At 68.5% G+C, this 13312-nt stretch carries 14 protein-coding genes; 3 read left to right on the top strand and 11 right to left on the bottom strand.

The window, feature by feature from the left end; all coding sequences use genetic code 11:
* The first annotated feature begins 12 nt into the window (after positions 1 to 12).
* Complete coding sequence (eat, locus tag ACNQS7_RS16480; RefSeq protein WP_418013363.1) at positions 13 to 1386, top strand: ethanolamine permease; 1374 nt, start codon at positions 13 to 15, stop codon at positions 1384 to 1386.
* Here the strand turns inward: eat and ACNQS7_RS16485 are convergent.
* The 9 genes from ACNQS7_RS16485 to ACNQS7_RS16525 are packed head-to-tail and all read right to left on the bottom strand — an operon-like array spanning position 1352 to position 10420.
* Positions 1352 to 2566 (bottom strand): vWA domain-containing protein, encoded by a 1215-nt coding sequence (locus tag ACNQS7_RS16485; protein ID WP_418013364.1) that lies wholly within the window; start codon positions 2564 to 2566, stop codon positions 1352 to 1354. The two genes, eat and ACNQS7_RS16485, sit on opposite strands and share 35 nt — an antisense overlap.
* The gene (locus ACNQS7_RS16490; RefSeq protein WP_418013365.1) at positions 2563 to 3195 is read right to left on the bottom strand and encodes an SRPBCC family protein; all 633 of its coding nucleotides are present in this window, start codon (positions 3193 to 3195) and stop codon (positions 2563 to 2565) included. Before ACNQS7_RS16490 ends, ACNQS7_RS16485 begins: the two co-directional genes overlap by 4 nt.
* Before the next feature lie 13 nt (positions 3196 to 3208).
* Positions 3209 to 4078: an AAA family ATPase gene (locus ACNQS7_RS16495; protein ID WP_418013366.1), complete on the bottom strand. Its 870-nt coding sequence runs from the start codon at positions 4076 to 4078 to the stop codon at positions 3209 to 3211.
* A complete protein-coding gene (locus ACNQS7_RS16500; RefSeq protein WP_418013367.1) occupies positions 4075 to 4662 on the bottom strand; it encodes a nucleotidyltransferase family protein in 588 nt (195 codons plus the stop codon). Before ACNQS7_RS16500 ends, ACNQS7_RS16495 begins: the two co-directional genes overlap by 4 nt.
* On the bottom strand, positions 4659 to 5450 hold the full coding sequence (locus tag ACNQS7_RS16505) for an XdhC family protein (RefSeq protein WP_418013368.1): 792 nt from the start codon (positions 5448 to 5450) through the stop codon (positions 4659 to 4661). Before ACNQS7_RS16505 ends, ACNQS7_RS16500 begins: the two co-directional genes overlap by 4 nt.
* The gene (locus ACNQS7_RS16510) at positions 5451 to 7850 is read right to left on the bottom strand and encodes an aerobic carbon-monoxide dehydrogenase large subunit (RefSeq protein WP_418013369.1); all 2400 of its coding nucleotides are present in this window, start codon (positions 7848 to 7850) and stop codon (positions 5451 to 5453) included.
* Complete coding sequence (locus ACNQS7_RS16515; protein WP_418013370.1) at positions 7847 to 8329, bottom strand: (2Fe-2S)-binding protein; 483 nt, start codon at positions 8327 to 8329, stop codon at positions 7847 to 7849. Before ACNQS7_RS16515 ends, ACNQS7_RS16510 begins: the two co-directional genes overlap by 4 nt.
* A 2-nt stretch (positions 8330 to 8331) precedes the next feature.
* The gene (locus tag ACNQS7_RS16520) at positions 8332 to 9222 is read right to left on the bottom strand and encodes an FAD binding domain-containing protein (RefSeq protein ID WP_418013371.1); all 891 of its coding nucleotides are present in this window, start codon (positions 9220 to 9222) and stop codon (positions 8332 to 8334) included.
* A 31-nt stretch (positions 9223 to 9253) separates the two neighbouring features.
* The gene (locus ACNQS7_RS16525) at positions 9254 to 10420 is read right to left on the bottom strand and encodes an XdhC family protein (RefSeq protein WP_418013372.1); all 1167 of its coding nucleotides are present in this window, start codon (positions 10418 to 10420) and stop codon (positions 9254 to 9256) included.
* Positions 10421 to 10442: 22 nt separating this feature from the next.
* Here ACNQS7_RS16525 and ACNQS7_RS16530 point away from each other — a divergent pair, with 22 nt between their 5' ends.
* A complete protein-coding gene (locus ACNQS7_RS16530) occupies positions 10443 to 11402 on the top strand; it encodes a LysR family transcriptional regulator (RefSeq protein WP_418013373.1) in 960 nt (319 codons plus the stop codon).
* Positions 11403 to 11545: 143 nt separating this feature from the next.
* Positions 11546 to 11761 (top strand): dodecin family protein, encoded by a 216-nt coding sequence (locus ACNQS7_RS16535; protein WP_418013374.1) that lies wholly within the window; start codon positions 11546 to 11548, stop codon positions 11759 to 11761.
* Position 11762: 1 nt separating this feature from the next.
* Here ACNQS7_RS16535 and ACNQS7_RS16540 read toward each other — a convergent pair whose 3' ends face one another.
* Entirely contained in the window at positions 11763 to 12413 is a 651-nt protein-coding gene (locus ACNQS7_RS16540) for a TrmH family RNA methyltransferase (RefSeq protein WP_418013375.1), read from the bottom strand.
* Positions 12410 to 13312: a hypothetical protein gene (locus tag ACNQS7_RS16545; RefSeq protein WP_418013376.1), complete on the bottom strand. Its 903-nt coding sequence runs from the start codon at positions 13310 to 13312 to the stop codon at positions 12410 to 12412. The genes ACNQS7_RS16540 and ACNQS7_RS16545 overlap by 4 nt, the downstream gene beginning before the upstream one ends.

Consider the following 13312-nt stretch of genomic DNA (forward strand, 5'->3'; position numbering starts at 1 on the left):
CGGGAGGGCACCTTGAACGGGCACGCAAAGTCAGCGGACTACCTGGAGAAGAGGGAGTTGCGGACCGGTACCGCCGGGTGGTTGCTGCTCGCCGGGCTCGGCGTCAGCTACGTGGTCTCCGGCGACTATTCCGGCTGGAACTTCGGGTTGGCGCGCGGCGGTTTCGGCGGGCTGGCGATCGCCACCGCGGTGATCGCCGCCATGTATCTGGCCCTGGTGCTGGGGATGGCCGAGTTGTCCTCGACGCTGCCCGCCGCGGGCGGTGGGTACACGTTCGCGCGGCGGGCGCTGGGGCCGTGGGGTGGGTTCGCGACAGGTACTGCGGTGCTGATCGAGTACTCGATCGCGCCGGCGGCCATCGCCACTTTCATCGGCGCCTATGTGCAGTCGCTGGGACTGTTCGGCATCCGCGACGGCTGGTACGTCTACCTGGCGATCTACGCCCTGTTCATCGGAATCCATCTGGCCGGCGTCGGCGAAGCGCTGAAGGTGATGTTCGCGATCACCGCGGTGGCGATGGCGGGTATCGCGATATTCGCCGTCGCCGCCGTCGGGCGGTTCAAACTGGCGAATTTGACCGAGATCACCCCGTCGCACGCAGTCGGCGCATCTTCGTTCCTCCCGCATGGCTACCTCGGGGTGTGGTCGGCGCTGCCGTTCGCCATCTGGTTCTTCCTGGCGATCGAGGGAGTGCCGCTGGCCGCCGAGGAAACCGCGCATCCGGCCCGCAACGTACCGCGCGGTATCACCGCGGCCTTCGTCGTGCTGCTGGTGACGTGTGTGCTGGTGCTGTTGCTGACCACCGGTTCCGGTGGCGCGCAGGCAATGTCGACGTCGGGCAACCCGCTGGTGGCGGCGCTGGGGCCGACCGGCGCGGCCCGGGCGGTCAACTACATCGGGCTGGCCGGGCTGGTCGCCAGCTTCTTCTCGATCATCTACGCCTATTCGCGGCAACTGTTCGCGCTGTCCCGGGCGGGCTACCTGCCCACGGCGCTGTCGGTGACCAATTCGCGAAAGGCTCCTACCCTGGCGCTCGTCGTCCCCGGCGCGATCGGCTTCGCGTTGTCGATGACCGGCAAAGGCGATCTGTTGCTGAACATGGCGGTCTTCGGCGCCACGCTCAGCTACGTGCTGATCATGGTGAGCCACATCGTGCTGCGCAGCCGGGCACCCGAACTGGACCGTCCGTACCGGACCCCCGGTGGCCGGGTCACCACCGGCTTCGCCCTTTTGGTAGCGGCACTGGCACTGATCTCCACGTTTCTGGTCGACGGTGTGGCGGCCGTATGTTGTCTGGCGGTGTTCTGCGGCTTCCTGTTGTACTTCGGCCTTTACAGCCGGCACCGGCTGGTCACCAGCGCGCCGGACGAGCGACTGGCCGGGTAAGCATCGCCAGAACCTCTTGCAGCGCGGTCAACGTGTGCCCCGGCAAGAACAGGTCGCAGAACGGCAGCGCCGCCGCCATCGAACCGGTCAGTGGTTGGTAATCGGGTTGTGCGGCACGGGGATTGAGCCACACCAGCCGGTGGGTGCGACGGCGCAGCCGGGCCAGCGCGTGTTCGAGCACCTCGGGCGGGTCGCTGTCCCAGCCGTCGGAGGCGATGATCACGACGGCGCCGCGCAGCGCATTGCCATGTGCGGGCGTCAGCAGCGCATTGATGCTGCGGCCGATGAACGTGCCGCCGTAGCGGTCGGTCACCCTGGCATTGGCGCGGTCCAGCGCGGCCTCCGCGGATCGGTGCGACAGCACCGCGGTCAGCCGGGTCAGCGACGTCGAGAACGCGAAAACCTCGGGCCGGATCGCCATCTGGCGCAACATCACCGCCCGCATCAGATGCAGGTAGACGGTCGCGAAGGGTTGCATCGACCGACTCACGTCGCAGACCAGCACCACCCGCCGGGGCCGGCGGCGTGGCCGGGTCCGGGCCAGGGTGATCGTTTCCCAACCGGTCGAGCGTGACGCGTTGATGGTCGCCCGCAGGTCGATTCGCTTGCCGTGCGGGCTGAGTTGAGTTCGCAGGCTGCGCCTGGTGGGCCAGCGCGGCAGCACTTCCCGCAGCCAGTCGCCGAGCAGCCGCAGATCGTCGGGGTCGAACCGGTCGAACGGTTCGTCGGTCAGCGCGGCGATGCGGCTGGGCACGAACTCGGGCAATCGGACGTCGGCGTCGCCGCCGGACTCACCGGCGGTCCCAGTCGCCCAGGGCAGGGTCTGCGTCGGCGCACCGGACCGGCTGCCACCGCGGTGCACGATCCCGGCCGCCGGAGTGCGCGGACCCGGCAACGGCAGCGACGGGCTGTCACGTCCGTCGGGCGCGCCGGTGCCGAACACCGCGGCGAACACCGCGTCGAAGGCGCTCAGCTCGTCCATCCGGTTGACCAGGCTCAGCCGCGCGGCCCAGTACAGTGACGACCGATCGTGGGGCGTCAGGTGCTGCAGGGCCTGCACGAAAGTCGTTTGGCCGCCGGCCGATACCGAGACTCCCGCACCGCGCAGCCGCGCCACCAGGGCGGCCGCGAACGCCGCCAGGTCGACGCCGGGCAGCAGGGCCGGGGCGCGGGTGCTCACTCGCGGGTGCGCCGGCGCAGCAGCCAGATCAGGGCCAGCACGGCGAGCACGGCGGCTGCCACCGCACCGTACTTCTTGAGTTGGTCGCCGCCGGCCAGTTCGAGCAGGTCGATGGGCTCAGGTTCGGGTTCCTGGCGAGTGCCCGGGACGGGATTGGCCGGCCACGCCGGAATGGGCTCTTCGGCGCCGGCGCCGAGTTCGGCTTCCAGGGACTCCACGAACTGGCCCAGCAGCTTCTCCGAAACCTGTTGCAGCATTCCGCTGCCGAACTGCGCCAGCTTGCCGACGATCTTGAGGTCGGTGTCGACGGTGACGTTGGTGCGCTCGCCCGCCGCCTGTAGCTGGGCGGTCACGGTGGCCGCCGCGTTCCCCGTTCCCCGCGCCTCTTTTCCTTTGGCGTCGAAGACCGCTCGATGCTGGTCACGGTCCTGCTCGATGAAGTGCACCTTGCCGGTGAATTCACTGGTGACCGGTCCAACTTTGACCTTGACCTTGCCCAGATAGTCCTCGCCCTCGTGACCGACCAGTTGCGCCCCCGGCATCAGCGGGATCACCCTCTCCAGGTCGCAGAGCACGTCCCACGCCTCCTCGATGGGCGCGCTGACGGTGAACTGGTTGGCGATCTTCATCGGGTGTGTCCTCTCATGTTCGGCTGTATTCCACCAGCGCATCGCGGATGGCAGTGCGGTCGTCGGGTGTCTTGGCCAGCGCACCCAGGCTGATCATCGCCGACTCGTCGACCAGATCGGCAACCCCGAGGGTTACCAGGGCGGCGACCCAGTCGACGGTCTCGGCCACCCCCGGCGGTTTGTCCAGATCGAGTCCTCTTGCGGTACTGACGAATTGGGTGGCATGTTCGATCAGGGGAGCGGTGGCGCCGGGCACGGCGCGGCGCACGATCGCGGCGGCCCGCGCCGGTTCGGGGTAGTCGATCCAGTGGTACAGGCACCGGCGGCGCAGCGCGTCGTGCAGGTCTCGGCTGCGGTTGGAGGTGAGCACGGCGATCGGCGGCCGGGCCGCGACGAACGTGCCCAGTTCCGGTACGGTGACCGCGGACTCCCCGAGAAACTCCAGCAGCAGTGCCTCGAATTCATCGTCGGCGCGATCGATTTCGTCGATCAGCAGTACCGGCGGAATCGGCCCGCTGTGACGCACCGCCTGCAGGATGGGCCGGTCGACCAGGTAGGCCTCGGTATAGAGCTCATCCTCGGTCATGCCGGCGCCGCCGGCCTCGGCGAGCCGGATGGACAGCAGCTGCCGCTGGTAGTTCCAGTCGTAGAGCGCCTCGCTCGCGGTCAGGCCCTCGTAACACTGCAGTCGGATCAGCTCCGTCTTCAACACCGCTGCAAGCGTTTTCGCCGCCGTCGTCTTGCCGACGCCGGGTTCTCCCTCCAGCAGCAGCGGCCTGCCGAGCTGGACCGCCAGGTAGATCGCCGACGCGGTGCCGGTGTCCAGCAGGTAGTCCTTCTCGTCGAACAGACGGGCCACCTCGCCGGGGTTGCCCAGTGTCATGTCGCGGTCGCCAGAAGTCGTTGGTAGTCCTCCCAGGTGTCCACGTCGAGCGGAACGGCACGGTCGACCCGCAGTTCGCCGACCGCGTGGCGGCCGGACTCGATCAGCTTCCAGACGCCCTTGTCGCCGTGCAACCGGGAGAGTTCGCCGAACATGCTGCGGCTGAACCAGAATGGGTGCCCGACCCCGTCGGTGTAGCGGCACACCGTGATGTCGGCCGGTGGCGCGTCGATGATGCGCCTTACATCGGCCGGGTCGATCCCCGGCTGATCGCCGAGCATCAGCACGACACCCACCGAGCGCGGGTCCACCCTTTCCAGCGCCACCCGCAGCGATGCCGAACACCCCGCGCCGAAGTCGTCGACAGTCACGACGTCGAGCCCGTCCAGCGACACCTGATCGCGTACGGCTTGCGCAGCGCCGCCCAGGGTGACGATCACCTGGCCGAAGCCCACGGCGCGGGCCACCTCCAGGGTGGCACCCAGCACCGTCGTATCACGGTACGGCAGAACCTGTTTCGGCCTGCCCAACCGCCGGGACCCGCCCGCCGCCAGTACCACACCGGTGACACCGGGCACGGTCACCCACCGTCCCCACCGGCATGCGCATGGCAGCCGTGGTGACCATCGTCCGTCGCGAGCGGGAGGTGCGGTCCCGGCACAGCCCGCGCCAGGCCGCCGCCACGTAGCGCCGCAATGAGTTCCGCGGCGATGGCCACCGCGATCTCCGGGGGTGTCTTGGCACCGATCGGCATCCCGACCGGGGTGTGGACGCGGGCGAGTTCGTCATCGGTGAGCGCGAGCCCGCTCAGGATGGAGGCTCCGCGCACCTTGCTGGCCACCAACCCGATGTAGCCGACTCCGTGATCGAGTGCGGTGCGGATGGTTTCGGCCTCCGGACCGCCGTGGCTGGCGATCACCACGGCGCTGGCGTCGGACAGATCGGCCTCCCGCCTCGCGTCGTAGCCAAGGACACCGCAGAGTTGCGTGAGTGCGTCGGCGATGGGTGTCTCACCGTAGATCCGGATCAGCGGGGCCGGTAGTTGCGGCGTCAGGAAGATCTCCAGCGATCCTCCGGACAGACACGGGTTGACCACCACGCAGGCGCCGGGCGCCTCCGGGAAGTGCACGTCTCCGTCGGGCAGCACCCGCAGCAGCACGCTCTCGCCGGCCTGCAGCACGCCGAGTGCGGCCTTGCGGACCGAGTTCTGCGCGCACTGGCCGCCGACGAATCCCTCAATGGTGCCGTCCGCCAACAAAATTGCCTCATCACCCGCGCTTGCCGAGGTCGGCTGCTCGGCGCGCACCACCGTAGCGTGCACGAATGGTGTTCGTGACGCCCGGAGTTGTTGTGCCCGTTCCCGGATTCCCATTTAAATCGGCGGCCTGGCCCGGCCCTGCATGGCCTCCCACACCCGCGACGGCGTCAGCGGCATGTCGGCATGCCGAACCCCGAACGGAGCCAGCGCGTCCACCACCGCATTGACGACGGCCGGCGGTGAGCCGACGGTGGCCGATTCGCCGATGCCCTTGGCGCCGATCGGGTGATGGGGCGAGGGAGTCACGGTGAAACCGGTCTCGAGGTGCGGCACCTCCTGCGCGGTGGGAATCAGGTAGTCCATCAGTGAACCGCCCAGGCAGTTCCCGTCTTCGTCGAAGGCGATCATCTCCATCAGCGCCATCCCGATGCCGTCCACGATCCCGCCGTGCACCTGACCCTCGATGATCATCGGGTTGATGCGGGTGCCACAGTCGTCGACCGCCAGGAAGCGCCGCACCTTCACCACGGCGGTGCCCGGATCCACGTCCACCACACAGAAATACGCGCCGTACGGATAGGTCAGGTTCGACGGGTTGTAGCAGATCTGCGCGTCCAGGCCACCCTCGATACCCTCGGGCAGATCACCGGCGCCGTGCGCGCGCATCGCGATGTCCTGGATGGTCACCGCCGCGCCCGGGTCGCCCTTGACATGGAATTTGCCCTTCTCCCATTCCAGGTCGGCCACCGATACTTCGAGCATGCCCGACGCGATGATCTTCGCCTTGTCCCGGACCTTGCGCGCCACCAGCGCCGCCGCCGCTCCGGACACCGGCGTGGACCGGCTGCCGTAGGTGCCCAGCCCGAACGGTGTCTGATCGGTGTCGCCGTGCACCACGTCGATGTCCTCGGGCGGGATGCCCAGCTCCTCGGCCACGATCTGGGCGAAGGTCGTCTCGTGCCCTTGGCCCTGGGTCTGCACCGAAAGACGCACCACCGCTTTGCCGGTCGGGTGCACCCGCAATTCGCAGCCGTCGGCCATGCCGAGACCCAGGATGTCCATGTCCTTGCGCGGTCCGGCGCCGACCGCCTCGGTGAAGAAGGACATGCCGATGCCCATCAGTTCGCCGCGCTCCCGCTTGGCGGCCTGCTCGGCGCGAAGCGCGTCATAGCCGATCATGTCCATGGCCTTGCGCATGGTGGTCTCATAGTCACCCGAGTCGTACACCCAGCCGGTCTTGCTGGTGTACGGGAACTGGTTCGGCCGCAACAGGTTTCGCAGTCGCAGTTCGGCCGGGTCCATCTTCAGGTCGAAGGCCAGGCAGTCCACCAGCCGCTCCACCAGGTACACCGCCTCGGTGATGCGGAACGAGCACGCATAGGCCACCCCGCCCGGTGCCTTGTTGGTGTACACCGCCGTCATGTGGCAGTAGGCGGCTTCGAGGTCGTAGCTGCCGGTGAAGACCCCGAAGAAGCCGGCCGGGTACTTGACCGGCGCCGCGGTGCCGTTGAACGCTCCGTGGTCAGCGAGCACGTTGGTCCGGATGGCCAGGATCTTGCCGTCGCCCGTGGCCGCGATCTCGCCGACCATGATGTAGTCGCGCGCGAACCCGGTCGAGGTCAGGTTCTCGCTGCGGTCCTCCATCCACTTCACCGGCTTGCCCAGCACCAGCGAGGCGACGATGGCACAGACGTAACCCGGGTAGATCGGCACCTTGTTGCCGAACCCGCCACCGATGTCGGGCGAGATCACCTGGATCTTGTGTTCGGGCAGGCCCGCGACCAACGCATACAGCGTGCGGTGCGCGTGCGGCGCCTGGCTGGTGGTCCACAGCGTCAGCTTCCCGGTCACTGGGTCCAGATCGGCTACGGCGCCACAGGTTTCCATCGGTGCCGGGTGCACCCGCGGGTAGACGATCTCCTGTTTGACCACCACGTCGGCCCTGGCGAACGCCGCCTCGGTGGCGGCCGCGTCACCGGTCTCCCAGTCGAAGCAGTGATTGTCGGTCTTGCCCTCCAGGTCGGTGCGGATCACCTCCGCTGAGGGATCGAGCGCCTTGCGGACGTCGACGACGGGGTCCAGAGGGTCGTACTCGACGTCAATCAATTCCAGCGCGTCGCGGGCCGAGTAACGGTCCTCGGCGACGACGAACGCCACCTCCTGACCCTGGAACCGCACTCGGTCGGTGGCCAGCACGGCCTGCACATCGTTGGACAGCGTCGGCATCCAGGCCAGGCCCTTCGCGGCCAGGTCGGCACCGGTTACCACCGCCTTGACCTTCGGATGTGCCTGCGCCGCAGTCACATCGATGCTGACGATGTTCGCGTGCGCGAACGGTGACCGCAGGATCGCCAGGTGCAACATGCCCGGCAGCGCGATGTCGTCCACATACCGGCCCCGGCCCCGGATGAACCGTGGGTCTTCCTTGCGCAGCATCCGGCCGTAGCCACAGGGCTTCTGGTCGTTGTCCGCGGTGTCTTCGGGGGAAGGTGGCCGGGATTCGATCGTCGTCATGATGTCGTCGCCTCAGTCGTGGAGTGCTCGGCCGCCCACTGGATGGACCGCACGATCGTGGTGTATCCGGTGCAGCGGCAGATCTGCCCGGAGATCGCTTCCCGGATGGTTTCCTCGTCGGGATCGGGGTTGCGGTCCAGCAGGGCACGGGCGGTGATCATCATGCCCGGTGTGCAGAAACCACATTGGAGTCCGTGGCACCGCATGAAGCCTTCCTGCACGGGGTCCAGGGCGCCGTCCGGTCCTGCCAGCCCCTCTACGGTGCGCACGCTGTGTCCGGACGCCATGACGGCCAGCATGGTGCACGACTTGACCGGCACACCGTCGACGTCGACCACGCAGGTTCCGCAGTTGCTGGTGTCGCATCCCCAGTGGGTTCCGGTCAGCCGCAACTGGTCTCGCAGGAAGTGCACCAGCAGCATCCGCGGTTCGACGTCGGCGCTGACCGGCTCGCCGTTGACGATCATGTTCACCTGCACGGTCAGTTCCCTTCTGGCTGAGGCTGATTGCGCACGCGCCGCACCGCGCTGCGCAGGGTCCGGATGGTGAGTTCGCCGGCCAGGTGCCGCTTGTAGTCGGCGGTGCCGCGGACATCGGTCACCGGTTCACAGGCCTGCCCGGCCAGCCGGGCCGCCTCGGCGAACGTCTCCTCGGTGGCCGGCCGGCCCACCAGCGCCGCCGCCAGTTCCGCCAGCGCGGCCCGGTCCGGGTTCACCGCGGTCAGCCCCACCCGGGCGGCGGCGATGGAGTCCCCGTCCAATGTCACGGCCGACCCGGCGGCCGTGACCGCCCAGTCGCCGACCCGCCGTTCCACCTTGGCGTACGCGCTGGAGGTGTTGTGCCGGACCGGGATACGCGTCTCGATCAGGATCTCGTTGGGCGCCACCGCGGTCTCGTAGGGGCCGACGAGAAAATCGTCGATCGCGATCTCGCGTTCCCCGGACGGGCCCCGCACCAGGCACACCGCGTCCAGCACTTCGCATACGGTGGACAGGTCCTCGGCCGGGTCCGCCTGGCACAGCGAGCCACCCAGGGTGCCGCGGTTGCGTACCACCGGGTCGGCGATCACGCGTTCGGCGTCGCGGAAGATCGGGCACACCGCGGCCAGCGTGTCGGATTCCAGGATCTCGCGGTGGCGGGTCATCGCGCCGATCCGGACCAGCGTCGGATCGGTGATCACGTAGCCCAGCTCGGGTGCCAGGTCGTTGATGTCGATGAGGTATTCGGGGTTGGCGATGCGCAGCTTCATCATCGGCAGCAGGCTGTGTCCGCCGGCCACCACGCGCGCCTCCTCCCCCAGCCGGTCCAATAGTCCGATGGCGTGATCGACGCTCGTCGCACGCTCGTATTCGAAGGGCCCTGGTACTTGCATGCCGAAAGTGTCTGCCCGCCGCCCAGGGGCGTCAATGTCGAGTTAAGTGATCGGTTAACTCGCCCTCGACCTGCACGTCCGCGGTGTCGTGATGGATCCGGCCGGCGACCTCGGCCAGCGGCCGCCCACCGCCGCCCCACCGTCGCGCGATGATGTCCGCCGCGATGGAGACCGCGGTCTCCTCCGGGGTTCGCGCACCCAGGTCCAGCCCGATGGGACTGGACAACCGCGCCAGTTCGGCCTCGGTGAGACCGACTGCGCGCAACCGTTCCATGCGGTCGTCGTGCGTCCGGCGCGACCCCATCGCCCCCACGTACCCGACGTCCAGGCGCAGCGCGATCTCCAGCACCGGCACATCGAACTTCGGGTCATGGGTCAGCACACAGATCACCGTCCGCCGGTCCAGGGTTCCGGTCTGGGCCTGCGCGGCGAGATAGCGGTGCGGCCAGTCGACGACGACCTCGTCGGCGGTCGGAAAGCGGGCGGGGGTGGCGAAGACTCGGCGCGCGTCGCACACGGTGACTCGATAGCCGAGGAAACTGCCCTGTCGGGCCACGGCGGCGGCGAAGTCGATCGCGCCGAAGACCAGCATCCGCGGGCGCGGCGCGAAGCAGGAGACGAAGACCTGCATGCCTTCGCCGCGACGCTGCCCGTCCGGCCCGTACTCCAAGACCCCGGTTCGGCTCAGCGCGAGCAGGCCGCGGGCGTCGTCGGTGACGGCGGCGTCCGCCCTTGCCGATCCCAGCGAGCCCGCGGTGCCGTCGGGTGTGACAACGATCCGCCGGCCCACCGATGACGAGTCAGGATGGGCGATGACCGTCGCGACCGCAACCGGCCGGTGTGCGTCGATGGCCCCGGCCACCGCGCCGAGTTCGGGAAACCTGGCCTGCGACACCGCCTCTACGAAGATGTCGATGACACCGCCGCAGGTGAGGCCGACCGCGAACGCGTCGTCGTCACTGATCCCGTAACGCTCCAACCGCGGCTCGCCGGTGGCGGCGACCTCGCTGGCCAGTTCGTACACCGCGCCCTCCACGCAGCCGCCCGAGACGGACCCACTGACCGACCCGTCCGGTGCCACCACCATCGCGGCACCCGGCTGTCTGGGAGCCGAGCGCATGGTCCGCACCACGGTCGCCAACCCGGCGGTGTCTCCCGCGCGCCAGGTCGACATCAGATCGGCAAGCACGTCACGCATGCTCTCAACGTAGGCTCAACGCATGACCCCGGCTCAACTTCGGGCCTATTCGGCCGTGGTGCGGCTGGGCTCGGTGCGAGCCGCGGCCGCCGAACTGGGTATGTCCGACGCCGGAATCTCGATGCACGTCACCGCGCTGCGCAAGGAACTGGACGACCCGTTGTTCACCCGGACCGGCGCCGGGCTGGCTTTCACCCCCGGCGGATTGCGGCTGGCGAGCCGGGCGGTGGAAATCCTGGGCCTGCAACAACAAACGGCCATCGAGGTCACCGAGGCCGCCCACGGCCGCCGGCTGCTGCGCATCGCCGCTTCGAGCACCTTCGCCGAACACGCCGCGCCCGGGCTCATCGAGCTGTTCTCGTCCCGGGCCGACGACCTCTCGGTGGAGTTGAGCGTGCATCCGACGAGCCAGTTCCGCGACCTGATCTGCTCGAGGGCGGTGGACATCGCGATCGGGCCGGCCAGCGAGAGCTCGGCCGGCGCTGATCTGTTCGTGCGACCGTTCCTGAAGTATCAGATCATCACTGTGGTGGCGCCCAAAAGCCCTCTCGCGGTGGGCATTCCATCCCCCACGCTGTTGCGCCAGCAGCAGTGGATGCTCGGGCCGTCGGCCGGCAGTGTGGACGGTGAGATCGCAAACATGTTGGGCAGCTTGGCAATTCCGGAGTCACAACAACGCATCTTTCAGAGCGACGCCGCCGCCCTGGAAGAGGTACTGCGTGTCGGAGGCGCGACGCTGACCATCGGCTTCGCGGTGGCCAAAGACCTGGCCGCCGGCCGGTTGACGCACGTGACCGGGCCGGGATTGGACAAGGCCGGCGAGTGGTGCGCGATGACGCTGGCGCCCTCGGCCCGCCAGCCCGCCGTCTCTGAGCTGGTCCGTTTCATCACCACACCCAGGTGCATCCAGGCGATGATCCGCGGCAGCGGGGTGGGCGTGACGCGGTTCCGGCCGAAGGTGCATGTCACGTTGTGGAGTTAGCCGCGTCGAGTGTGCAGTGGCGGCTTCGCCTGTGCGTCCACGGGGCGAAATCGCCGAATTCGCGACGCCTTCGCACATTCAATTCCGCGCGCGCACACCCGATGCAGCTATAACGGCAGGAAGTAGCTATACGCTCTATCCCCATGAGCGTGTACAAGGTGATCGACATCATCGGGACCAGCCCCACGTCATGGGAGCAGGCGGCAACCGAGGCGGTGGAGCGGGCACGGGAGAGCGTCGATGACATCCGGGTGGCCCGGGTCATCGAGCAGGATCTGTCCGTGGACGCCAGCGGCAAGATCACCTACCGCATCAAGCTCGAGGTCTCGTTCAAGATGAGACCGGCCAGGCCGCACTAGCTCACCAGGCGCGGGTCAGGTCGCCGTGCTGCCTGATCCAGGCATGCATCGCGATGCCCGCTGCCACACCGGCATTGATGCTGCGCGTCGAGCCGAACTGGGCGATCGACACGGTGATGGACGCACCCGTGCGGGTGTCGTCGGTGATGCCGGGACCCTCCTGGCCGAACACCAGCAGGCATTCCCGCGGCAGCGAAGTCTCTTCCAGCCGGGCCGCGCCGGGGACGTTGTCGACGGCGACCACCGCCAGTTTGGCTCCGGCCGCGAACTCCATCAACTCGGCGGTGCTGTCGTGGTGGCACAACCGCTGGTAACGGTCGGTCACCATGGCGCCGCGGCGGTTCCACCGCCGCCGGCCGACGATGTGCACGGTGTCCACGGCGAACGCGTTCGCGGTTCGCACCACCGAGCCGATGTTGGCATCGTGCCCGAAGTTCTCGATCGCGATGTGCAGCGGGTGCCGGCGGCGGTCGATGTCGGCGATGATGGCGTCCCGGGTCCAGTACCGGTAGGCGTCGACGACGTTGCGAGTGTCGCCGTCGCGCAACAGATCCGGGTCATAACGGGGATCATCGGGCACCGCGCCGGGCCAGGGCCCGACGCCGGCGGCCGGGACACCCCACTCGGTCGGCCCCGGCTCGGGCCCGCTCACTTGGAAGTCCACACCGCGGCGTGGGTGCCTTCGATCGAGACCGTCGCGTACAGCAGCGCCTGGCTGATCTCGCCCTGCGTGCACAGCGATGCGTTGACCTGTACCGAGTCACGCGACGCGTCCGGCAGGATCAGCACCGACGAGCCATAGGCCGCGCAGGCCGGGGTGAGCCCGCGGCCCGGCAGGCTGGGGGCGGCGACCAGCATCAAAGGCCCACCGCGGCGGGCGGATTCGTCACGGTACTGCGCCCCGATGGCGCCGGCCTCCAGATTCAGCAGCATGTAGCCGTTGCCAGTGAACGCCGTCGGGTCGCTCAACTGCGCCTTGCTGATCGGCTGGCCGTCGGCCCGCCAACCCGAGGCGTTGGTGGACTTGACCACCAGCCCGGTGTCGTTGACGTTGGTCGGCGGCAGCCCCACCGGAAAAGCGGCCGCATAGGCAGCAGAGGTACCCGCGATCCGATCATGGGGCGAGTAGGAATAGACGCCCCGCACCGCGCTGCGTTCCTTCAGCGGACCCAAGCAGACCGTGCCGGTCAATCGGTCCGGGGGCGCCTTGAGAGGCGAGCTGATGTCGGGCACCTTCGTCACCGCGTCGTCGCAACTGCCCAGCGCATTGACTTCCATCGGATGCGACAGCGCCCCGTAGAGACCGAAGCGGACGTCCTCGGCTTTGGTGCGCGGCGCTTTCGGATCGGCGGGCGAAGCGTCGACGTCGACCAGCACATAGTCCTGAGCCCACCGCAGATTCGACACCGACATGTTCCAGCCCAGCACCGCCAGTGACTCGCCGACGTGGGCGCTCGGGGCCCCGAAGATCGGGCCGGGCCTGTCCGAGCCCGAGCAACCCGCCAGGGCGCACACGGTCAGCACAAAGACCAGCGCAACCCGAACGCGCAC

The organism is Mycobacterium sp. 23, from assembly GCF_048287075.1.
Classification (GTDB): Bacteria; Actinomycetota; Actinomycetes; order Mycobacteriales; family Mycobacteriaceae; genus Mycobacterium; species Mycobacterium gordonae_B.